Annotated in this window: 21 protein-coding genes; 9 read left to right on the forward strand and 12 right to left on the reverse strand. The window is 67.0% G+C overall.

Going from position 1 to position 20,844, the window contains the following annotated elements; all coding sequences use genetic code 11:
- Window positions 1–49: 49 nt before the first annotated feature.
- Complete coding sequence (locus tag OG394_RS12835; RefSeq protein WP_328995497.1) at window positions 50–823, reverse strand: SDR family NAD(P)-dependent oxidoreductase; 774 nt, start codon at window positions 821–823, stop codon at window positions 50–52.
- A gap of 118 nt (window positions 824–941) precedes the next feature.
- Between OG394_RS12835 and OG394_RS12840 the strand changes: the two genes are divergently transcribed.
- Window positions 942–2,126: a hypothetical protein gene (locus tag OG394_RS12840; RefSeq protein WP_328995499.1), complete on the forward strand. Its 1,185-nt coding sequence runs from the start codon at window positions 942–944 to the stop codon at window positions 2,124–2,126.
- A 247-nt stretch (window positions 2,127–2,373) separates the two neighbouring features.
- A complete protein-coding gene (locus tag OG394_RS12845) occupies window positions 2,374–3,126 on the forward strand; it encodes a YdcF family protein (RefSeq protein WP_328995500.1) in 753 nt (250 codons plus the stop codon).
- 868 nt (window positions 3,127–3,994) lie between these two features.
- On the opposite strand, the gene OG394_RS12850 is transcribed toward OG394_RS12845, so the two are convergent.
- Window positions 3,995–6,007, reverse strand: coding sequence for a S41 family peptidase (locus OG394_RS12850; RefSeq protein ID WP_328995501.1), 2,013 nt, complete (start codon window positions 6,005–6,007; stop codon window positions 3,995–3,997).
- Between the two features lie 157 nt (window positions 6,008–6,164).
- Here OG394_RS12850 and OG394_RS12855 point away from each other — a divergent pair, with 157 nt between their 5' ends.
- Window positions 6,165–6,665 (forward strand): mycothiol transferase, encoded by a 501-nt coding sequence (locus OG394_RS12855; RefSeq protein WP_328995502.1) that lies wholly within the window; start codon window positions 6,165–6,167, stop codon window positions 6,663–6,665.
- A gap of 3 nt (window positions 6,666–6,668) precedes the next feature.
- Window positions 6,669–7,115, forward strand: coding sequence for a cupin domain-containing protein (locus tag OG394_RS12860; protein ID WP_328995503.1), 447 nt, complete (start codon window positions 6,669–6,671; stop codon window positions 7,113–7,115).
- On the opposite strand, the gene OG394_RS12865 is transcribed toward OG394_RS12860, so the two are convergent.
- The gene (locus OG394_RS12865) at window positions 7,112–7,765 is read right to left on the reverse strand and encodes a helix-turn-helix transcriptional regulator (RefSeq protein WP_328995504.1); all 654 of its coding nucleotides are present in this window, start codon (window positions 7,763–7,765) and stop codon (window positions 7,112–7,114) included. The genes OG394_RS12860 and OG394_RS12865 overlap by 4 nt on opposite strands.
- Window positions 7,766–7,888: 123 nt before the next feature.
- Here OG394_RS12865 and OG394_RS12870 point away from each other — a divergent pair, with 123 nt between their 5' ends.
- The 3 genes from OG394_RS12870 (at window position 7,889) to OG394_RS12880 (ending at window position 10,925) form a co-directional block, all read left to right on the forward strand.
- The gene (locus OG394_RS12870) at window positions 7,889–8,506 is read left to right on the forward strand and encodes a phytanoyl-CoA dioxygenase family protein (RefSeq protein ID WP_328995506.1); all 618 of its coding nucleotides are present in this window, start codon (window positions 7,889–7,891) and stop codon (window positions 8,504–8,506) included.
- A 42-nt stretch (window positions 8,507–8,548) separates the two neighbouring features.
- Window positions 8,549–9,109: a GNAT family N-acetyltransferase gene (locus OG394_RS12875; RefSeq protein ID WP_328995508.1), complete on the forward strand. Its 561-nt coding sequence runs from the start codon at window positions 8,549–8,551 to the stop codon at window positions 9,107–9,109.
- 469 nt (window positions 9,110–9,578) lie between these two features.
- Window positions 9,579–10,925, forward strand: coding sequence for a glycosyl hydrolase family 18 protein (locus OG394_RS12880; protein WP_328995509.1), 1,347 nt, complete (start codon window positions 9,579–9,581; stop codon window positions 10,923–10,925).
- Window positions 10,926–10,970: 45 nt separating this feature from the next.
- On the opposite strand, the gene OG394_RS12885 is transcribed toward OG394_RS12880, so the two are convergent.
- Complete coding sequence (locus OG394_RS12885) at window positions 10,971–11,828, reverse strand: class I SAM-dependent methyltransferase (RefSeq protein ID WP_328995510.1); 858 nt, start codon at window positions 11,826–11,828, stop codon at window positions 10,971–10,973.
- A gap of 139 nt (window positions 11,829–11,967) precedes the next feature.
- On the opposite strand from OG394_RS12885, the gene OG394_RS12890 reads away from it, so the two are divergent.
- Window positions 11,968–12,618, forward strand: coding sequence for a winged helix-turn-helix transcriptional regulator (locus tag OG394_RS12890; RefSeq protein WP_328995511.1), 651 nt, complete (start codon window positions 11,968–11,970; stop codon window positions 12,616–12,618).
- A gap of 87 nt (window positions 12,619–12,705) precedes the next feature.
- On the opposite strand, the gene OG394_RS12895 is transcribed toward OG394_RS12890, so the two are convergent.
- The 6 genes from OG394_RS12895 to OG394_RS12920 form a co-directional block, all read right to left on the reverse strand.
- Complete coding sequence (locus tag OG394_RS12895) at window positions 12,706–13,698, reverse strand: ArsR/SmtB family transcription factor (protein ID WP_328995512.1); 993 nt, start codon at window positions 13,696–13,698, stop codon at window positions 12,706–12,708.
- Window positions 13,699–13,820: 122 nt separating this feature from the next.
- A complete protein-coding gene (locus OG394_RS12900; protein ID WP_328995513.1) occupies window positions 13,821–15,029 on the reverse strand; it encodes a glycoside hydrolase domain-containing protein in 1,209 nt (402 codons plus the stop codon).
- Window position 15,030: 1 nt separating this feature from the next.
- The gene (locus OG394_RS12905; RefSeq protein WP_328995514.1) at window positions 15,031–15,957 is read right to left on the reverse strand and encodes a peptidoglycan-binding protein; all 927 of its coding nucleotides are present in this window, start codon (window positions 15,955–15,957) and stop codon (window positions 15,031–15,033) included.
- A 12-nt stretch (window positions 15,958–15,969) separates the two neighbouring features.
- Window positions 15,970–16,950: a penicillin-insensitive murein endopeptidase gene (locus tag OG394_RS12910; RefSeq protein ID WP_328995516.1), complete on the reverse strand. Its 981-nt coding sequence runs from the start codon at window positions 16,948–16,950 to the stop codon at window positions 15,970–15,972.
- Between the two features lie 88 nt (window positions 16,951–17,038).
- Window positions 17,039–17,842: a class I SAM-dependent methyltransferase gene (locus OG394_RS12915; protein ID WP_328995517.1), complete on the reverse strand. Its 804-nt coding sequence runs from the start codon at window positions 17,840–17,842 to the stop codon at window positions 17,039–17,041.
- A gap of 9 nt (window positions 17,843–17,851) precedes the next feature.
- On the reverse strand, window positions 17,852–18,280 hold the full coding sequence (locus OG394_RS12920; RefSeq protein WP_328995518.1) for a YybH family protein: 429 nt from the start codon (window positions 18,278–18,280) through the stop codon (window positions 17,852–17,854).
- 52 nt (window positions 18,281–18,332) lie between these two features.
- Here OG394_RS12920 and OG394_RS12925 point away from each other — a divergent pair, with 52 nt between their 5' ends.
- Window positions 18,333–18,965, forward strand: a complete 633-nt coding sequence (locus OG394_RS12925; RefSeq protein WP_328995520.1) for a TetR/AcrR family transcriptional regulator — start codon at window positions 18,333–18,335, stop codon at window positions 18,963–18,965.
- A gap of 50 nt (window positions 18,966–19,015) precedes the next feature.
- Here the strand turns inward: OG394_RS12925 and OG394_RS12930 are convergent, their stop codons facing one another.
- Window positions 19,016–19,984: a hypothetical protein gene (locus OG394_RS12930; RefSeq protein ID WP_328995522.1), complete on the reverse strand. Its 969-nt coding sequence runs from the start codon at window positions 19,982–19,984 to the stop codon at window positions 19,016–19,018.
- On the reverse strand, window positions 19,984–20,844 hold the full coding sequence (locus tag OG394_RS12935; protein ID WP_328995523.1) for a carbohydrate ABC transporter permease: 861 nt from the start codon (window positions 20,842–20,844) through the stop codon (window positions 19,984–19,986). Before OG394_RS12935 ends, OG394_RS12930 begins: the two co-directional genes overlap by 1 nt.

Below are 20,844 nucleotides of genomic sequence, written 5' to 3' on the forward strand. Positions count from 1 at the left end.
CGGTTCCCTTTGTGGGACCGGCCCGCTGTCGTTCGCTCGACGGTTCGCCTTAGATCGTTGAGGTGCGGGCGCCGTCCATTGGGATGATGGCGCCGGTGACGTAGCTGCTCGCCGGGGAGGCCAGGAACAGTACGACGTTCGCCACCTCGGCTGGTTCGCCCGGACGGCCCATCGGGATCTCGGCGACCTGCTCGGCCAACAGGTCCTCCTTGGTCCGGCCGGTCGCGCGTACGGCGGCCTCGAGGCCTTCGTCAACGCGCGACGTACGGGTCATGCCTGGATTGATGACGTTCACCCGGACTCCGCGGGCGGCGTACGCCTGGGCATAGCCGACCGACGCGAGCATCAGCGCCGCGTTCGCCGCGCCGCCACCGATGTGCAGCGGGTTGGCCTGGCGTCCGCCTTGGCCGACGACGTTCACGATCGCGCCCTCACCACGCTCGGCCATGCCGCGGATGACCGGGTCGGTGGCGTGCATATACGTGAAATACTTGGCGTCCATCGTCGCGTGCAGCGCCGCGCTGTCGAGCTCGGCCGGCGGCGTACGACGAGCGGCGCCGGCGCAGTTGACGAGGATGTCCACGCGGGGAATGGCGGTCAGCACCCGGCGGGCCGCCGCCGCATCAGTCAGGTCGACGGCCTCGACCTGGAGTTTGAGGCCGAGCGATGCGAGGTGCTGCCGGGCGGCCTCGAGGTTGGCGGGGTCGCGGGAGATGCCGATCACGTCGGCGCCTTCGCGCGCCAGCGCCTCGGCACACGCCAGGCCGATGCCCTTGCTGGCGCCAGTGACTACGGCCGTCTTACCAGTCAGCTGAAGATCCATGTCGGCAAGTCTTACTCATGTGGGTTAAAAGGTGGCTCGCCGTCTAGCTGATGGGTTGTCAGGGGTGGCTCGCCGTCTGGGCTCGCGGGGGTGGCTGGTTGGTTGGAGCATCGAGGACATGCGGATCAATCGCTTGCTTCCCGTGCTCGCGTTACTGCTCCTCGGCATCACCCCGCCTGCCCAAGCCGCCGCCACGTTCCCGCGGATCGACGCGTCCGGGTTCGCGTTGACGTCCGGAACCACCTTCACGACGTACGCCGAACGCGTCGCGGCGCTGGAGGCCAACCCGCAACTCGCGCCCGTCGGCGTACCGGAAGTGCTGGCGGCGTCGAACCGCGTCGGCCGCACGTTGTGCCATCCGACGTACATCACCGCGTCCCTCAATCCGCAGGGCTTCTGCTGGCAGGACGGCGAGGATGACGACCTCAACGTCTGGATCCCGCAGGGCGTCACCGGCTCGGGCGACGCCTCCCCCACGGGCACGGTCGGTGGCAAGCGCGTCGTACTCGCGTCCTGGCACAACGCCGACGACACCGCGATCCGCGTCTCGTTCCTGGACCTCGCCACGCTGAAATACCGGCACGTGTTGCTGGTCGAGCCGACGTCCAACGGCAACTTCGCCGCCATCGCCGGGCACGGCCACGGGTTGTTCTGGGCGGGCAACAAACTGGTCGTCGCGACGGGCGGTTCGGTACTGCGCGTCTTCGACCTCACCCACATCTGGCGGACCGACACGTCGACCGGCGAGGTCGGCCTCGGTACGGACGGCAAGTTCCACGCCCGCTGGCACGCCTTCGCGCTGCCGCAACTCGGCGCCTACTGGTACGCGGGTGGCGGCTGCGCCAACACCACCGGCGTCAAACCGTGTTTCGCCAGCCTCGCGATCGACCACGGCGGCTCGTTCGTCGCGGTCGAGCACACCACCCGCGGCGGCGGCCGAATCGTCCGCTGGCCCCTCGACCAAGCGACCGGCCTACCCCGCGCCGGCACCGACGGCGCCGTACGCGCCCTCGAAGCCTTCAACTCCCCGGTCTGGGGCATGCAAGGCGCAGTTGCCTCAGGCAACAAATTCGTCATCGCCGGCGTGTGCCCGGAGTATGCCGACAACATCGGCGACGGCGTCGACTACCCGAGCTGCCTCCACCGCGGCACCGGCGGCGCCTCCACCTCAACGTGGACCAAAGCCCCCAAAAACACCGAAAACCTCTCCCACTGGCCCGCCACCAACGAACTCTGGCTCCTCAGCGAACAACTCCGCGAACGCGTAACCCTCCACCTCCCCGCCCCCACCGCCTTCCCCTAACCCGTTCATCGGCCCCTTGTAACCCGGCGCGTCGCCATTCATCGGTCCCTTGTGACCCGGCGCGTCCCCCTTCATCGGTCCCTTGTGACCACGCCTCGGCGTGTCATCGGGCCCTTGTGACGCGGCGTGTCGCCGTTGATCGGTCCCTTCTGACCAACCGCCGGCGTGTCATAGGACGCTGGGGGACGCGGGGTGTTGCCGGTCGTCGAACTCTTGTGACAACAGCGGTCGTCGTTAGAGTCGGCGTGTGACCGACGAGCAGCGGTTGATCTCGGACTACCTCGCGCGCCGCGACGTCGATGACCTGACCGCGCCGGTCGACGTCATCGTGCTGATGGGCAGCGCCGTGCTCGAGTCGATCGCGGTCACAGCCGACGCGTACCACCGCGGCATCACACGCCACATCCTGGTCAGCGGCGGCATCGGCCACTCGACCGAACACCTCTACCAGGCCGTACGCCGATCGCACCCGGCCATCGCGACCACCGGTCGACCCGAGGCGCACGTCATCGCGGACATCTTGCGCAACGAGTACGCCGTACCGGCTGAAGCCCTCGCGATAGAAGACCGCTCGACCAACTGCGGCGAGAACGCGGCGTACTCCCGAGAGCTCACGGCGCAACGCGATCGCGTACCGGGCGGACTGGTCGAGACGTTCCTGCTGGTCCAGGATCCGACCATGCAACGGCGTACGCACGCCTGTTTCGACCGGGCATACGCCGACCGTCCGGGCACCCGCCTGCTCAGCTATGCCCCCCTCATCCCCTGGCTCGGCCCAGCTGGCGCCTCCGCGGGACCAGGCCAACCCGTCATCTGGCCCGCGGCCCGCTTCACCTCACTCCTACTCGGCGAAATCCGCCGCCTCCACGACACCCCCACCGGCTACGGCCCACGCGGCGCCAACCACATCGACCACATCGACATCCCCACCCCAGTCCTAACCGCCTACCACCACCTAGCGGCAACCCACCAAGCCCTCATCCGCCCCGCCGGCGCCTAACCGACCAGCCCGCGCGACCGCACGCGAAATTCGGCCCACCTGTGGCCCCCCCACCACGGTCGGACGCGAAATACGGCGTGCAGGCGCTCGGGAACCCTGCGACGGTCGGACGCGGAATGCGGCGAACGCGCCGGAACCTCGTCACGGTCGGACGCGGAATGCGGCGAACGCGCGCCGGAACCTCGTCACGGTCGGACGTGGAATGCGGCGTGCAGGCGCTCGGGAACCCTGCGACGGTCGGACGCAAGATGCGGCGCACCTGTGGAAACCGTTGCCGTGGTCGGACGCAAGGTGCGGCGCCTGTGGACACCGAGCCCACGGCACCAGGACCTGATCCGCACACGTCCGAGCCAATCTGTGCAAAGCCTTCCCACGAGGTGCCTCCTTGTGTTTGCACACGCGCGACACAACAAGGCACATCGCGGGAGAGTTGTCCCCAAATCGGCCGGCGCGTGTGCATACCGCGCCCAACCCTGGCAGCGGCCTCCACGGCACGCCGCATTCTGCGTCCGACCGTGGCAGGATTCGGAGCGCTCGTACGCCGCATTCCGCGTCCGACCGTGACGAGGTTCCGGCGCGCGTTCGCCGCATTCGGCGTCCGACCGTCGTAGGGGGTCCGAGCGCTTGTCGCATTCCGCGTCCGACCGTCGCAAGGTTCCCGAGTGCCCGTACGCCGCATTCCGCGTCCGACCGTGACGAGGTTCCGGCGCGCGTTCGCCGCATTCGGCGTCCGACCGTCGTAGGGGGTCCGAGCGCTTGTCGCATTCCGCGTCCGACCGTGGCGGGGGTACGAGCGCGGGTTCGCCGCAGTCCGCGTCCGGCCGGCGGGGAGGCGGCGGCCGGGAGGCGGAGGTTGGGGTGGTGTGGGTTAGAGGGTTTGGCGGTGGGAGGCGGTGAGGGTGTTGGTGGTGTAGGCGTCGGCTCGAAGGGTTTGGCCGGCGGTGACGTTGGCCAGGTCGATGGTGATGGGGTCGGGGCCGATGTCTTCGGAGGTTACGGGGCGGCCGTCGATGGAGAGGTCCACCCGGTCGATGCCGTCGGCAACTACTTCCACGGTGGCCGTCGTACCACTGAGGGTGGCGGTGACGGCGAGGCGTCGTACGGGCATGGTGGTGAGGATCTTCGCGGCGGCGTCGAGGAGGTCGACGTTGTCGGCGAGCAGGTCGTCGCGGGTGAGGCGGTGGATGGCGTCGGGCCGTACGCCGAGGTCTTCGACGGGGGTGCCCGAGAGGTCGCCGACGCGCAGGGTGCGACGGATCGAGACGCGCATGTTGGCACCGTTCGGCAGCGGCTTGTACGGCGTTGAGGCGTCGACGGGCGCGGGTTGTTGCAACAGCGCGGCGAGCAATCCGTGCGTCCAGACGTTCGCGCCACCCGCACCGGTGTTGTCGTCGACGCCGAGGATCTTGCCGATGTGGTGATCGGCGAATCCGGCCGCGAAGATGTCCGTCGCGGAGTAGCAGCGGGCGTCGGTGATGAGCACGACCGGGCCGTGGTACGTCTGGCCGACCTCGTTCGCGCCCTCGACCGGCGTGATCGGCCGTGCCGACGAGAAGACCGCGCCGGTCTCGGTCGCCATATCCAGCGAGTCGAACCAGGGCCCGAGGTCGATTCCGACCGGGTTGGCCTTGTGCCGTTTGCAGATCCGCAGGTTGAGCGCCGTACTGATGAACTGCACCGGCTCGGGCGTGATCGGCCCGGGCGTCATCGTCTGCAGGGTGAACTCGCTCGCGTAGATGTGCCCGCCGCCGTTGTCGCGTACGTCGACGATCAGACCGTGCTGCGGCAACTCGGCCACCAACCGAACGAACTCGTCCCGGAACCCGACCGGGTCGTCCACGCTGAACGTGAAGATCCGTAGGTGCCCGTAACTGCCGTGAGCGGTCGCGACCTCGCGCGCGCGGAACACACCGGGCATGGTCGTCGGGATGTCCGCGCTATCGACCGCGGCCGGTTGGGCGACTGCCGCGGCGCTCATCTGCTTCTCGAGGAGCAGCACCTCGGGAACGTACAGCAGCTTCTTGGCGCGGGCCTTCTCGTCCGAATCCAGGTCGAGTCCCATCAGCGCGGATGAGGCGTTGATCGCGTCGAGGTCGGCCATGGGCGGCGGGTTATTCGTCACCTGCCATTGCTCGCGGAGTTCCTTGGACGAGCCGTCGAGTCCGAGGTAACTGACGGTCACCCAGTCCTCGTCGGGCGGCGCCTGGATTACCAGCGGCCGAAGCGTGAGCGATTCCAGCCCGCGAGCGAGGTTGGCCGCCTCGTTACTACCGGCGAACTGGGCGCCGTTGAGGGCGACGGCGCGCGCGATCGGCGTACCGTTCCAGTGCGTCACCTCGGCGCCCGGGCCGAATTGCGGCGCGGTGTAGCCGGCGACCATCTTGGTGATCAGATAGCGCTCGGTATTGCCCTCGAAGCATTTCTCGATCATGAACGGCAGATACGCGACCTTGCCCGCGAACGGCGCGGGTAGCAGGTAATTCGTGTGCAAGTCCCGGACCGAATGGAAGATGTTCGACATCTGCCGGTGGAACAGCCATTCGGCTTCCATTGTCTGGCTGGTCTGGCGCTCCATCCGCGCGCGCATCACCCGCAGGCGCTGGACCGGATTGACCGAATGCATCGCGGCCTTCAACGGCAGGTGCACGTAATTCTGTTCCAGCAGCACGATCGCCTGCTCGACCAGCAGCCTGCGCTGATTCAGATTGAGATTGCCCGCGGTTGCGAGGAATGCGGGCAGTGAGGTCGCCCCAGCCGCCGCGGTCTTCGCGGCGACCTTCTTCGCGGCGACCTTCCTAGCGGCAACCTTCTTGGTCGTGGTCTTCTTGGTGACGGCCTTCTTCGCAGTGGACTTCTTGGCAGCGGTCTTCTTTGTCGGCACAACTCCCCCAAAAGGCGACGGCGGCCCCTCCCCGAGCCGCATCTCTCCACGGTCCGCCGACCGTCACACATTGTCAACGCGTCATCGCCGACGGCCTCGAACCGGCTGTCGGGTTACTGTGAGCAAAGGACCGAAATCGCCCGGAGGGAAGGCAGCGATGAACACGTGCGAGGTACTGGTCGACGCGTTCGGCCGGATCCAGGAAGAAGTACACAGCGTGGTCGGCGGCCTCGGCCCAGACCAGCTGGCTGACCGCCCGCACGGCAAGGGCAACTCGATCGCCTGGCTGATCTGGCACCTCACCCGGATCCAGGACGACCACGTCGCGGACGTCGCCGGAACCACTCAGGTGTACGTCGACCAGGGGTGGACCGAGCGCCTCGGCCTGCCGTTCGACGCGGCGGATACCGGCTACGGGCACACGGATGCCGACGTCGAGGCGGTACGCGTGACCGACGGCTCGCTGCTCACCGGGTACTACGACGCCGTGCACGCGACAACGATCGAGTACCTCCAGGGCCTCAAGGACGACGACTTCGACCGCATCGTCGACACCCGCTGGGATCCGCCCGTCACGCTCGGGGCGCGACTGGTCAGCGTCATCTCCGACGACCTGCAACACGTCGGCCAGGCGGCCCACGTGCGCGGGCTGCTCTAACCCGTGGCTGAGCCTTTGCTGCGCCGTCCCGAAGACGGCGAGCTGCTGGACGTCGCCGGTGTCCAGCACCTGTTCAAGCTCACCGGCGAACACACGGGCGGCCGATTCGGCTTCGAGGAGTTCACGCTCGCCCCAGGCATCGTCGGCGCCAAACCGCACGTACACGAGGTCCACGACGAGTACTTCTACGTGCTCGAAGGCGATCTCACCCTGCACAACGGCGCCGGAGAAATCACTGTCGGCCCTGGCCACCTCCTCGCGGCCCTACGCGGTAATCCGCACGGCTTCCGCAACGCGAGCGACAGCGTCGTACGCGGCCTCTGCCTCTACACGCCCGCCGGCTACGAGCAGTACTTCCGAGAGGTCCACGCAGCCGTCGCGGCCGGGGAACAGATCACCGACGCGCTACTGGCCGAGTTCCGCAGCCACTACAAGACCACGTCGCTCTAAGGCACAAACGCGCGCTGTGCCTGTTGGCGGAAGGCACTGGGCGACAGTGCGTGTGCCTCGGCGAAGCACCGGCTGAAGTACGACTGGCTGCTAAAGCCGCACCTGGCGGCGATATCCGACACCGTGTCGGTAGTCGCCGCCAGGAGCGCGGCAGCGTGTTCCAGCCGCAGATCCATCACGTACGCCGTAGGTGTCAGGTCGTACGACGTACGCATCGACCGGGCGAGGTGAGCCGGTGAAACGCCCGCAAGTTCCTGCAATCGCGGTATGCCGCCGCGAAGGTTCGCCTCGCTCCGCATCGCCGTACACGCCTTAGCCAGCCAATCCGGCACCGGCCGCTCAGCAGGCGCAGGGACGTCCGCCGGAGAGATCAGCGGCAACAGGTCGATCCAGAACTGCAGCAAGTCGTACAACCCCGGCCGATCCGCGAACCGCTCAAGAACCCGCTCGAACGCCGCCAGCACAGCGCTCCCGTCGCGCGAACGGAACGTCACCGGCCCACGAGCCGCGTCCCACCCACGGCCCGGGTTGGACCGCGTGAGATCCAGAAATCCGTGCCACGCCGAACTGGGGAACGCCACGTTGATGAACTCGAGCCCATCCGGCGCGAGTCCCGCGAAAGCATGCCGATCCCGCGGACGAACCAGCACAACGTCGCCCGCGCAAAGCCGCTCGGTCCCAGTGACTCGAAGCGAAGCAACACATCAACAGACTACAAATCCACGTTTCCTCATTGCTAGCGACACCATTGCCAGCGCAGCCACGATTGACCCATGAATCCCAACGACTTCGACGAAAACGGCTACGCGATCTACCGCGAGGTCATCGACGCCGACTTGATCAAGGAGGTGAACGGTCACGTCGAGTGGCTCCAGCGGCGCCACCCTGACGTACGGCCGGAGCAGCTCGGGCATACGTACCTGCGCGACGACCCGTTCTGGGTGCGACTGGTGAGCGATCCGCGGTTGCTGCGCATCGCCGAGGCGTACGTCGGTCCGGACATCGCGTTGTTCGCGTCGCACTACATTTCCAAGCCGCCGTACTCGGGCCAACCCGTGCTCTGGCACCAGGACGCCGCTTTCTGGCCGTTGGACCCGATGCGAGTCGTGACGTGGCTCGCCGTCGACCACTCGACCCCCGAGAACGGCTGCGTGCGACTGGTGCCGGGCAGCCACCGACACGGCATCGCCGCGATGCGCGACAACACCTCGCCCCATCGCCGTTGCGGTCTGACCATTCGCTACATCCCGACGTCGACGCGCATCACCGATCCGGAGGAGCCCTTTCCCAGCGCGTTCCACTTGCAGGGTTCGCCGGGCGTGAACCAGTACCAACCGCGTCCGTCGTACGTCGAAGGCCGCCACTATCCGTACGACGGGGCCAGCGCTTGATAGGTTCGGTCACCGTTGCCGGCCGATCACCGAGGGGGAACCGTGGCGCGTACCGCCGTGTACGAGCAGAAGGTCGAAGGCTTCGGGACCATCACCGTCGTACCGGTCGAACCGGCCGAGGACATCGACCTGATCCACAGCTGGGTCAGCCAGGAGCGGGCCCGCTTCTGGGGAATGCTCGAGGCCGGCCGCGACGGCGTGCTGGAGATCTACGAATTCCTGGACTCTCTCAGCACGCACCACGCGTTCCTGATCCACCGGGACGGCTCACCCGTCGGGCTGTTCCAGTCATACGAGCCGGAGCATGACCCGATCTCGGAGTACTACGAGGTCCAGCCCGGCGACGTCGGCCTCCACCTGCTCATCGGCCCACCGACAACCCCGGCCGAACCCGGCTTCACGCACGCCATCCTCTCCACGTTCGTGGCCTACCTCTTCGAGGACCCGGCCGCCCAGCGCATCGTCGCCGAACCCGACGCCCGCAATACGAAGGCCATCACGCGGCTCCAAAACGCCGGCTTCACCCTCGGCCCGGAAATCACCCTCCCCGAGAAGCCGGCCCGCCTCACCTTCCTCCCCCGCGAGGCCTTCACGGGGAACTAGTGCGGCCGAGTCATGGGATGTCAGGGTGAAAAATCTTCAGGAATGCAGGGCGTAATGCCTTGACGACGGTGAGAGATCCGAGGTTCACTGTCTCTCACTTCGGTCAGATCGCTACGTATGTTCACCTTCGCAGTTCCGCCCCTGGAAGGTGCCTCCCTATGAGTTCTTGCGCGTTCGCGGTTGCCGGCGTTGTTCCTTACCCACGGAGCGAGGTCGGCACGGTGGCGAAGCATGGTGAGGGTGTTGCCGCCCGGGTCACGAACCCGTCGGGTTGTCAGCAGGTGGGGCGGACAGCAGGTGAAGCGAGCTCCCACGTCACCACCTGACCTACCGCCGGCTGCCCCCATACCGGCGTGAGGTCATTTCCGGAAGGAACCGCCCTATGCACTCTTTTGCTTCACCTTGGTTTAAGCCCCGAACTCGACTAGGGGCCGCGGCACTCGCCCTGGCCACGGTCGCCGCCGGACTGATGGCAGTCGCAGCGCCGGACGCGACGGCGGACAGCGGTGTCGCCGTACCGGCCGTCGCCGCTGCTCCGGCTGCCGCCACGGCGTTGCCCAACGGGTTCCGCAGTGTCGGCTATATGCCGTCGTGGTCCGGCAGCGTCAACAGCATCCAGTACAGCAAGCTCACCCACATCAACTACGCCTTCGCCTTGCCGAACTCCAACGGCACGCTGCAGGCGATCCCCGACACGGCCAAGTTGTCGTCGCTCGTAAGCCAAGGACACAACAACGGCGTGAAGGTGTCGCTGGCGATCGGCGGCTGGAACGACGGCAACGACTCGGCATTCGAAGCGCTGGCGGCTAACTCAGGTAGCCGCACCACCTTCGTCAACAGCGTCATGAACGCCATCAACCAGTACAACCTCGACGGCGTCGACATCGACTGGGAGTACCCGGACCCGGGTGCGTCCGGCGACAACTACCGGCTGTTGATGCAGCAGTTGAGCAACACCTTGCACGCTCAGGGCAAACTGCTCACCGCCGCGGTCGTCTCCGAAGGCGGCACCGCCAACGGCGTACAGCCCGCGGTCTTCGGGTACGTCGACTTCCTCAACATCATGGCGTACGACGGCGGCAGCCCGCATGCCAACTACGACTGGTCCATCGCCGCCGCTAACTTCTGGAAGTCGCGCGGTCTGCCGGCCAGCAAGACCGTGCTCGGTGTTCCGTTCTACAGCCGGCCGAACTACATGACGTACGCGCAGTTCGTCGCGATGGACCCGGCCAACGCCAACCGCGACTGCGTCACCGTCAGCGGTGCGCAGCAGTGCTACAACGGCATTCCCACGATCAAGCGCAAGACCCAGTGGGCAATGGCGAACGCCGGCGGCATCATGAACTGGGAGTTGTCGCAGGACACTTCCGGCAGTACGTCGTTGGTCAGCGCGATCTACGAGGTCGCGTCGGGCGGCACCCCGCCTGGCGGTAAGACCGGGACGATCAAGGGCATCGGCGGCAAGTGCGTCGACGTGGCCGGCGCGAACAGCGCGAACGGTACCGCCGTACAGCTGTGGACCTGCAACGGCACCAACGCGCAGTCGTGGACCGTCGGCACGGACGGCACCATCCGGGCCCTCGGCAAGTGCATGGACGTCGCCTCCGCTGGTACGGCGAACGGCACGCTGGTCCAGCTCTGGGACTGCAACGGAACCGGCGCCCAAGGTTGGCAAGCCCAGGCAAACGGCACGCTGCGCAACCCGTTGTCCGGTCGTTGCCTGGATGCGGCCGGCGGAGCCACCGCCGACGGCACCCGCTTGCAAATCTGGGACTGCAACGCCCGCACGAACCAGGTCTGGACCCTCCCGGCCTAACGTCACGGCAGCTCCCCGCCATTTGCGGGGAGCTGCCGCGCTGTGTCACCGGGTGCCAGTGACGACCAGCATCTCGCACGGACCGGCGAACCCGTCCGGGCCGTCGAACTGGGCGAGCTGCTCGGTGATCTCCTGCCAGGCCGCCGCTTTCCCGTCCTCGCCCAATCGGGACAGCATCTGGTGCAGCGCGCCGAACGACTCGCGCTCGAACCGTACGCACTCCTCGGCGCTGGGCAACCGGACAGGCGACGGTACGACGGTCACGGTGATGTCGCTGAAACCCGCGGTAGAAAAGGCCTTCTCGGCAACGCCCGGGCCGCCGAGGCTGAAGGGGCCGGGTTGGCCGGGCACGGGTGGCGGGAGCTCGGCGCGGCGGCGGATGATGCCGACCGGGATCGAGAAGAACGCGTTCCGGTCTGGCGTGGAGTAGACGACTGCGGAGAACTTGCCGCCGGGGTTTAGTGCCCGGCGGATGCCTGCGAGTGCCGCCTGCTGGTCAGGAAAGTAGATCAGGCCGACGCGGGAGATGGCGGCGTTGTACCCGCCTTCTTCGAGTACGGACAAGTCCTCGCCGTCCGCCTCCAGGGTTTCCACCGTCGACACGCCGGCCTCCTTCGCGACGCGGGCGGCGTACTCGAGAATCGCCGGCGAGATGTCCGTGGCGAGAACGCGTCCGCTGGGTCCGGCTTTTCGCGCGGCCGCGACGGTTTGACCACCGGCGCCGGCGGCGACGTCGAGTACGCGACTGCCTTCGGTAATGCCAGCGGCGTGGAGCATGACCTCGGTGGCCTCGCCCAGCCAGTCCTCGATGGTCGGACTCCACCGGTGCCAGGCCTCCGCGGCCTCCTCCCATTGGGCTCGCGTGGTGCGCTTGAAGACGATCGGATCAAAGCTGGTGGTCATGGTGTCCCCTCCTGTGATGAGGGTTCCAGCGCATCACCGGGGCACGGTCGTTCCTAGTACAGGTTCTGGACCGTGCTGGTACAAATCCTGGACCTGGGCGCAGACTGAGGCTGTGCGAGATTACGCGCAGTATTGTCCGGTGGCGTTGGCCAGTGCGGTCCTGGCCGACCGCTGGATGCCGCTCATCGTGCGAGAACTGGTGCTCGGCAGCCGGCGCTTCAACGACATCGATCGCGGTCTGCCCGGCATCTCCCGCACGCTGCTCAAACAGCGCCTGCACCATTTGGAGCGCAAAGGCGTGCTGGAGATGGTCCCGGTCGCTCGCGGGCACGAGTACCAGTTGACGCCGGCCGGTCGCGATCTCGAAGGCGTCATCATGGCGATCGGCGAGTGGGCCGTGCGCTGGATGTTCGCCGAGCCGGAACCGCGCGAGGTCGACCCGGTCACGCTGACCTGGTGGATGTCTCGCCGCCTTGCCCGCGACGAGTTGCCGGCGGGACGCGTCATCATCGAGTTCGACTATCGCGGCGACGACCCGACCCACATCTGGCTGATCCTCGACCACCAGGAGGCCTCGGTCTGCACCGACCACCCCGGCTTCCCGTCCGACATCGTCATCGCCACCGAGCCGGTCAACCTCATGCGCGTCTTCTCCGGCATCACCACCCTCCCCCAAGCCAACGCAGACGGCACCGTCACCCTCACCGGCCCACCCCGCCTACTCCGAGCCCTCCCCACCTGGTTCCTCTGGAGCCCCTTCGCCCCGGCCGTCCGCCACCACCTCAGCTAGTCCCCTGGCAGCGGGAATGCGGCTCCCCTGGGGAAAGCATGTGCATTCCGCGTTCGACCGTGGTGGTGGTCGGAAGTTGGCGGGTGGTTAGGGGGTGGGGTGGCCGGCGGAGAGGAGGTGGGCGCCGAGGGCGGTGGGGGTGTGCCAGACGGAGAGGCCTTGGCGTTGGGTGGTGATGAGGCCGGCGGATCGGAGCACGCCGGCGTGCTCGCTGGCCGTGGAGCGGGATACACCGGTGCGGGCGGCAAGCTCGGTCGTCGTACAGCCGTCGGCGACCGCACGCAGGGTGGCGGCGCGGGTGGTGCCGAGGAGGTCGGCCAGCGCTTTGCCCGGAGGGGACCCTGGTGGCAGGCTGCCGAACCGCCCGGACGGATAGATGACGATCGGCGGGAGCTCCGGGTCGTACATGAGCATCGGGTTGTGCCAGTTGAAGTACGACGGGATGAGCGTCAGGCCTCGCCCGTTGAGGTGGACCTCCCTGGTCACGGGGCCGCTGAGCTCGAGGACCGGCGGTTCCCAGCGCAACTTCGGCCGGAGGCTCGCAAGCAGGCCAGTCACGCCGTCGTCGGCGTACAGTCTGCTGCGCAAGAGGTATTCGGCACGCACCCGGGCCCGGATTGTCGGCCAGTACGGCAGCAGCGCGCGCTCGTAGTAAGTCTGCATGGCAGCGCCGAGTGTTGCGATGTCGGCCGCGTCTCCCCGGGCCAACGAGGCGATCCAGCCGGCCGATCCTCTCAACGGCGTGACGAGTTCCAGCTCACGGCGCATCCGGCGCCGGGGCGTGCTGAGTACGGCTTCCAGGCCTGCCTCGAAACCGGCCAGCCCCTCGATGGGGGTCATGAAGTCCGGGAAGTAGGCGCCGCGTGGCGCGGCGGGAGCGAGCGTCGTACGGATCAGGTGGCGGAATCGCTCGCCCTCCGGACCGCGGGGCAGCGTCCGGCGCCATTCCGAGTAGGACTGGGGCTTCTCACCTTGCAGCAGATGCAGGCTGCACATCATCTCCCAGAGCGGATCCGGTTCCGCGGCGATGTGCGTGCGAGCCAAGTCAGCGCTGGTGAAGTGAATGCGTACGGTCCCCAAGCTTCCGCCTCCCCTGCGGTCGCGCGGCAGGTACGCCGCAAGCGCCAATAATGCAGGGACAGTAGGCCGCTGCGGAAGTAGTGGGCCGAGCCAATCTGCCGGGCCCACTACTTTCCAAAGGATTACTGGCCTGTTTGCAGCGCGATCCAGGTTTGCGGACCGACTTCGCCGTCGACCGAGAGGCCGCGAGTGGTCTGGTAGTCGCGGACGGCCTGTTCCGTACCGGATCCGAAGTCGCCGTCGATGCCGATTGGCCGGCCCAGCGCGGCGGTCAGCGCCCGTTGCAACCGGCGTACCTCCAGGCCGGTCGATCCCCGCTGAAGGTTCGGCTGCCAGCCGGCGGATAAAAGTGCCGTCCAGGTACGACGTCCTACCTCGCCATCGGCCGCCAGCGCGTGCGCGGACTGGAACGCCTTGACCGCAGCGTCGGTACGGCTGCCGAAGTTGCCGTCGACCTCCCCCGCATCCCGCCCATCGTCCTTCAGCAAGTACTGCAACGCACTGACCGCAGGGCCGGTCGAATCGCGTCGTAGCGTCGGATACGCGCTGAAGTCACGATTCACGGGCGGCCGTACGTCGACGGAGTTGCTGTCGATGTTGATCGTCCGGCCGCCGTGCGTCTCGTGGTGATCCCCGGCGTACTGGTGGATCCGCTGGTGGTTGGACCAGTACGTCGCGGGCACGTAGGAACCTGCATCCGTGTCGGCCTTGCCGTTCCACCACGCGAAGTCGATCTGGTCCGGGCGGGCGTAGGTCGCTGAACGGTAGACGCCTGCCAGATCCCGGATACCCGACGCTGCGCCGGAGTAGACGCCGGAGAGGTACGACAGCTCGTGCACGCGCTCTGTCCACCCGGTGAGGTAACTGAGTACTGCTATCCGGCATGCGGTGTTGGAGCTGTCGTAGTGCTCCATGTCGTTGTAGATCACCGTTCCGGCGGTTAGGCCGAGACTGGCGGCCTTGCTGACTCCGTCACCGCCTTCGGCCCGACCTTGGGCACGGGCGGTCGCAGGGTCTGCGGACATCTTGAACGACTGGCTCGTCGTACAGGGTGCTTGCCGACCTACGTACAACGGGAGCAGGTGCCAGCCCTCGGAGACCTGTTCGCTCACCCATGCGGCCGTGAGGTTCGACTGGGTCTTGCAGCCGCGTCCATCGCCACCGATGTAGATACCGATCGACCGGTACGGGGACGACAACCACGCCTGCATGGTTGCCGAGGAAGGCGTATCGCAGGTGTCGAAGGCCTTACCGAGGAAGGCGCCCGGCTGCGGACCTGCCGACGCTGTAAGCGCAACTGTCGCCAGAGCGAGCGCTACTAGTCCTGCCATGTCAGTGCGAGCAGCCGGAGCTGGGCAGGCTGGAGGGCGCAGGAGGCGTCGCGCCGTCGTACAAGGCGATTAGGTACTTCTGCGGGCAGCGCGAGCCACCGTTCACCTTGATCGCGAAGTGCAGGTGTGGCCCGGTCGAGTTGCCGGTGTCGCCAGTAGTTCCAATTCGCTGGCCTGGTGTTACCTGTTGGCCGTTGTTGATAGAGATCGCGTCGAAGTGGCAGTACGTGTAGCGGACGCCACCGCCGGCGTCGATGTTCACCCCAAGCCCGCACGCGCTCTCGTTGATCCTGTACGCCGTACCGGCCACTACCGCGTACGCCGGGATGTACCGCGCAGGGAGATCGATAGCCGGGTAGTCGTGGTGCGTGTCGTCGTATTCGCTTCTGGCAATCGCACCCCGGTCTAGCGGCAAGCGGTAGCCCGCGGGGTACCCCGGAAAGCTGCCGACGAGGGTCTGCCAGGTGAGCGGTCCGACCTGGCCGTTCGCCTCGAGGCTGTGCGTGGTCTGGAATGAGCGCACGGCCGCGTCGGTACCGCCACCGAAGTCGCCGTCGACGACCAGGCCGTGGCCGTACCGGTTGAGCTCTGTCTGCAGGGCCTTCACCGCCTCGCTGTTCGAGCCGCGCTGCAAGGTGACGATCAGCTTGCCCCAGGTGTTGGCGCCGATCTGGCCGTCCGCGACGAGGCCGTTGGCGGCTTGGAAGGCTTTGGCCGCGGTCTCGGTGCCGCCGCCGAAGTCGGCGTCCGCGGTGATGGTCTGACCGTGGTGGCGGAGCAGGAACTGGGCGGTGGTGACGAGTGGGCCCCACTGTCCCTTGACGACATTGGGCCAAGCCGGGAGCGCGGCGGCAGGAGCGGCGGGCAGGACAAGGGCGGTCATCACGGCGAGCGTTGCCGTGATGAGGCCGAGAATGCGTCTGGTCACTTGGCTTCCCTTTCAGCAGGCGTAGCTGGAGTTCGGGTGGACGGATTCGCAGTAGCGCACGTGCAAGTGGTCGTCGTGATTGGTGAGCGGCTGGACCAGGCCTTCGTCGACGAGCACCGGGTCGTTGAAGAAGATGACCTTGACGCGGCCGGTGCTCCGGATCGCGCGGACCAGCTCACGGGTCGCGGTGCGGTTGTATTGCGAGTCGAACCTGTTGATCCGGCTGTTGCCCGTGCATTGGGCGCGGTCGTTGCGCATCAACTGGACGTCCGCGTCGAGGCCGACCTCGTGGCTGCTGTGGTCGGGGATGTTGCCCCCGTGCTCGAAACTCAGGTCGCGCGCGGCCAACGGCCCGTATCCACTCGAGTAGACCCGGTCGCCCGCGGCCGTCAGCTGACCAACGGCCGCCGCCGTACCCCAGTGCGCGGAGTCGCCGTTGACGTCGGAGGGCTTGGTGCAAATCGACGCGACGTCAGGCCGATCCACGAGCTGGTAGTGCCAGATTAGGTTCCGCCAGGTGATCGGGCCGACCTCGCCGTTATCGGTGATCCCGGCGTGGCGCTGGAACTCGACCACGGCAGCGCGAGTCGCCGTACCGAACGAGCCGTCGACTCCGAGGCCGGCGGCGCGCTTCAGGTTGAGCTGGCGCTGCAACGCCCGTACGGCATTGTTGTTGTCGCCTTGGCGAACCGTGACCGCCAACGCCGCCCACGTATTCGGCCCAACCCTGCCGTCGGCGCTAAGGCCCTTGGCTGCTTGGAAGTTGCGTACGGCGGTATCGGTGCCGGAGCCGAAGTCGCCGTCAACGCTGAGCGATTGACCGGCGTGCACCAGGAGATACTGGATCGCCTCGACATCCGCGCCCTTGTTGCCCTTACTCTGCGTCGGCCACGCCGCCTGCGGAAAAGCCTGCGCGGTGAGACTCATCGCCGCGAACGCCAAAACGGCGACGACCAGTGGTAAGCCGATGCGGCGAAAACCGTTTATCGACATGGGATTCCCTCACGTAAACCGGATGGACCGGCTTAGCGTGGCCGCCGCAATTCCCTTACCTCCACGCCTTTCGGTGGGGGCCGAATCCCTACGGCACCGTTCCCCGCACCGCTCGAACGATGACGGCAAACGACCGGCGCCCATCCGGTAGACCTGCCAGGTAGCCGGCTCGAACGTGCTGCTCGATCTCATTCCGCACGTCGGCCGGCATTGTCGTCAGATGCTGAGCGATACGCGTCGGACCGGTCGAGAAGCTGGACCAGTAGTCCTCGAAGTCGGCGTAATCGAAGCTGAGCACCATCGGAACCTCCACCACGTCGACGAGCCCCACCTTCCGCCAGAGGTCGGCCTGTCCATTCGCCCACACGATCGGGCGGCTCTTGATCTGCGCACGGAGTGTTCTGATGCCCTCATCAAGCACAGCGCCTGAGTCCAGCACGAGGTCGAGCACCGCAAAGCCGCCCCAGAAGTCAAAAGTGCAGCAGGCCACCACGCCGCCTGGACGTGTCACTCGTCGCATCTCGGCGGCAACCAGCTCGACCTCTGGGATCACGTCGATGACCAAAGCAGAAACGCAAGCATCGAACGAGTCGCTCGCGTACCGCAGGTCGGTCGCGTCGCCATGCTCATAGGTAACACGGGGATGTGACCGAAGGCGACGCGCGCCGTCGAGGTAGGACTCGGACACATCCACCCCGACCGTCGTGGCTCCCCGCGTTGCCAGAGCCAGCGAGATGGTGCCCGTACCGCAGCCGACGTCTAGCACGCGGGAACCCGGCTCTATGCCGGCGAACACAAGGAACGGATCCGCCAAGCGAGCGCTCCAGCGCCCCATGAAGTGCTCGTACTCGTCAGGATCAGCCGCCAGGAACGGAGGCAGGGAGCCGCTCATGGCCGTCGTTCACTCATCGGGGGACAGCTTGTTGCCGCCCTCGGGCGGGAAGTCGGCGTGACGGTGGACGGTGCGCCATTCGCCGTCTTCGCGTCGGTAGACGTGGGTGGCGCGCAGCGTGTAGGTCCGCCTCGTCCCGTCGACGACAACCTCGCTGTGCTCGTAGCCGACCGTGTACGCCATATCGCCGCTCACCCCGGCCGCGATCAGCTCGAAGTCGTACGAGATCACCTCGGAGAACCACCCGGCCACCGCCTTGAACAGCGGTTCGAGCTGGGCCCAGCCCTGTCCCGACTCCTTGGCCCCGAGCACCGTGATCGGGTCGTTCCTCGACCACAAGGCCATCCGCGGCCGTGCGTCACCGGCGTGCAGCAGTCGCTCCGCCTCGACGTGCTTCGGGAGGAACTCGGCCACGAACTCACGCGTTTCTGCATTCATCATGGCCTCCGCTACAGTAGGAACGAATTCGATACAGTTAGGGTGTATCCAAATGGCGGCGCAGGTCAAGAGGTCGTACGACGCGAGCGGTCGGCAGGCCCGTGCCCAAGCGACGCGTCAGCGCGTCATCGACGCCGCGCACGACCTTTTCGTCACCCAGGGGTACGGGCGAACGACCATCGCGGATGTCGCGCGCGACGCTGGCGTCTCAGTCGAGACCATCTACTCGGCTTTCGGAAGCAAGCCGGCCCTGCTGCGGAAGGTCTGGTACGTCCGGTTCCGCGGAGATGAGCAGGACGTTCGGTTCCTGCACCGTCCGGAGATCCAGCAGATGCTCGCCGAGCCCGACCTCGTCGTCCGGCTGCACCGGCACGCTGCCGTCATGACGCCGGTCTTCCGCCGCTTCGTCCCACTGCACCGCGCGCTTGCGGCCGCCGCCGCGACCGAATCGTCCGCTGCCGACCTGCTGGCCGAGTTCGACGCCGGCCGCAGGGACGCCGCCACCCACTACGCCAAAGCGGCCAAGAAGACCGGTCAGCTCGCACGGTCCGAGGCTGACTGCCGTGACATCTTCAGTGCCACCCTCGACGGTTCGCTCTGGCACAGGCTCGTCCACGAAGCCGGCTGGAGCGACAGGCGATTCGCCGTATTCCTCGGCGACCTCTGGGTGTCCACCCTGACCTGACGTCAGGCGGCCCCACAAACCGTGGAGCCGCCTGGTTGGATCAGCCGCGCTCAGCCAGAGAGGTGGTCGGGCGTGGATCCGACGAGGGTTAAGCCGTTGGGCGTGAGGGTGATCGGGAGCGGATCGCTGATGGCGCCGACGAAGCCGGTGGCGCCTTCGTTGTGGAAGGCGAGCAAGACCCAGGCTCCGCTGGGATCGCGGATCAGGCGGCCGACGTACAGGGAGTTGTCAGTGAGCGGAGTGGCCTTGGCGATGTCGAAAGGTCCAGTGAGGCTGTCGGCCACGAGCGACCAGACGCCACCACTGGCTGCGCTCCCCTTGCGCCATGCCGCCACTTCCGGCCGCAGGCAATTGAACAGCAGCACCACCCGCCCGTCGATCTGCTCGACCTGGAACACCTCCAGGTGCCCGAAGCCGGCACCGGGCTCGCTGAGTGGAGGCTGGACGTCCCAGTGGAGCAGGTCCGCCGACCGGGCATGACCGACCACGCCACGGTCGTCGGTCGGACCGCGACCAGCGCGCGCGGTGATCAGCATGTGCCACCCGTCCCCGTCCGGATCCGCGTATACCCAGGGGTCCCGCCAAGCCTCGTCAAACCAGGAGACCCCGTCGTACTTCTCGTACCACCGCGGATCCGCACGCACGAGTGGATTGCCGCTGTGCTTGTGCCAGTTGATGAGGTCGTCGGACGTCGCCAGTCCGATCGTCTGGATCATTGCCCCACTGCGGTTGCTCCCGCCTGTGTAGAACATGTACCAACGCTCGTCAGGCCCTCGTACGACGGACCCCGTCCAGGTCGCGGTCTCGTCGAAGTCGCCGGCATCCCCGTGAACCAAGGCGTCCGCCAACCGGGTCCAGTGCCGGAGGTCGTCCGACACCGCGTGGCCGACCGCAGCACGGCCGTGCCGAAGATCGGGGTCGTGCAGCGCGCGGGAGGCGTACAGGAAGAAGAGGTGGTACTGGTCGCCGTCCTGCGCGAACCAGAAGTCCCACACCCACGAGTCGGGCAGTTCGAGCATCAGCCCTTCACCCCCGCCGCCGCGATGCTGCCGATGAAGGCGCGCTGGAACGCCACGAACAAGACGAGCACCGGCACGGTGATCATCGAGGAGTACGCCATGATCTGTCCCCACGAGACGTTGAGCTGGAAGAAGTACTGGATGCCGACCATCACCGGGCGGAGCTCCTCGCTCTGCACGACCATCAACGGCCAGAGGTAGGAGTTCCACGCGGGCAGGAAGGTCAGGATCGCAACGGTCGCGATGGCCGGCCCGGAGAGCGGCATCACCACGCGCCGGTAGATGCCGAACCAGCCGGCGCCGTCCATCCTGGCCGCCTCATCGAGCTCGACCGGAATGCTGGTGAAGTACTGGTAGAACAGGTAGATCGAGAACGCGTTCGCCAAGAACGGCAAGACCTGCACGTGGTACGTGTCGAGCCAGCCCTCGGTCAGCTGCAGCTGGAAACCGTGCATCTCCAGCCACGGCAGCTTGTTGACCCACCACACCAACGGCAGCGCGAAGGTCTCGAACGGCACGATCAACGTCGCGATGATCGCCGCCAGTACGACGCGACGCCCGGGCCACCGCATTCGCGACAGGGCGAACGCGGCCATGCTGTTGATCACAAGGCCTAGCACGACGGTCACGGCGGAGATGAGCACCGAGTTGACCAGGAACCGCGCGGCCGGGACCCGCTCGAACACTCCGCGGTAGTTGTCCAGCGACACGTCCCCGACCGGCAGTATCGCCTTGAGCGACGAGAGGTCGGCGAAGATCTGCGCGTCCGGTTTCAACGACGAGATCACCATGAACACGATCGGAAAAGCGAACACGACAACCAGCAGCGCTCGCCCGAGCTGTAACGGAAGGGCCTTCAC

Source organism: Kribbella sp. NBC_01245, assembly GCF_036226525.1.
Taxonomy (GTDB): Bacteria; Actinomycetota; Actinomycetes; order Propionibacteriales; family Kribbellaceae; genus Kribbella.

Excerpts from the sequence above, each read along its gene's own strand:
- OG394_RS12835 (WP_328995497.1), bottom strand. The coding sequence starts at position 823 with ATGGATCTTCAGCTGACTGGTAAGACGGCCGTAGTCACTGGCGCCAGC.
- OG394_RS12840 (WP_328995499.1), top strand. The coding sequence starts at position 942 with ATGCGGATCAATCGCTTGCTTCCCGTGCTCGCGTTACTGCTCCTCGGC.
- OG394_RS12855 (WP_328995502.1), top strand. The coding sequence starts at position 6,165 with ATGAACACGTGCGAGGTACTGGTCGACGCGTTCGGCCGGATCCAGGAA.
- OG394_RS12870 (WP_328995506.1), top strand. The coding sequence starts at position 7,889 with ATGAATCCCAACGACTTCGACGAAAACGGCTACGCGATCTACCGCGAG.
- OG394_RS12880 (WP_328995509.1), top strand. The coding sequence starts at position 9,579 with ATGGCAGTCGCAGCGCCGGACGCGACGGCGGACAGCGGTGTCGCCGTA.
- OG394_RS12885 (WP_328995510.1), bottom strand. The coding sequence starts at position 11,828 with ATGACCACCAGCTTTGATCCGATCGTCTTCAAGCGCACCACGCGAGCC.
- OG394_RS12900 (WP_328995513.1), bottom strand. The coding sequence starts at position 15,029 with ATGGCAGGACTAGTAGCGCTCGCTCTGGCGACAGTTGCGCTTACAGCG.
- OG394_RS12910 (WP_328995516.1), bottom strand. The coding sequence starts at position 16,950 with ATGTCGATAAACGGTTTTCGCCGCATCGGCTTACCACTGGTCGTCGCC.
- OG394_RS12915 (WP_328995517.1), bottom strand. The coding sequence starts at position 17,842 with ATGAGCGGCTCCCTGCCTCCGTTCCTGGCGGCTGATCCTGACGAGTAC.
- OG394_RS12920 (WP_328995518.1), bottom strand. The coding sequence starts at position 18,280 with ATGAATGCAGAAACGCGTGAGTTCGTGGCCGAGTTCCTCCCGAAGCAC.
- OG394_RS12925 (WP_328995520.1), top strand. The coding sequence starts at position 18,333 with ATGGCGGCGCAGGTCAAGAGGTCGTACGACGCGAGCGGTCGGCAGGCC.
- OG394_RS12930 (WP_328995522.1), bottom strand. The coding sequence starts at position 19,984 with ATGCTCGAACTGCCCGACTCGTGGGTGTGGGACTTCTGGTTCGCGCAG.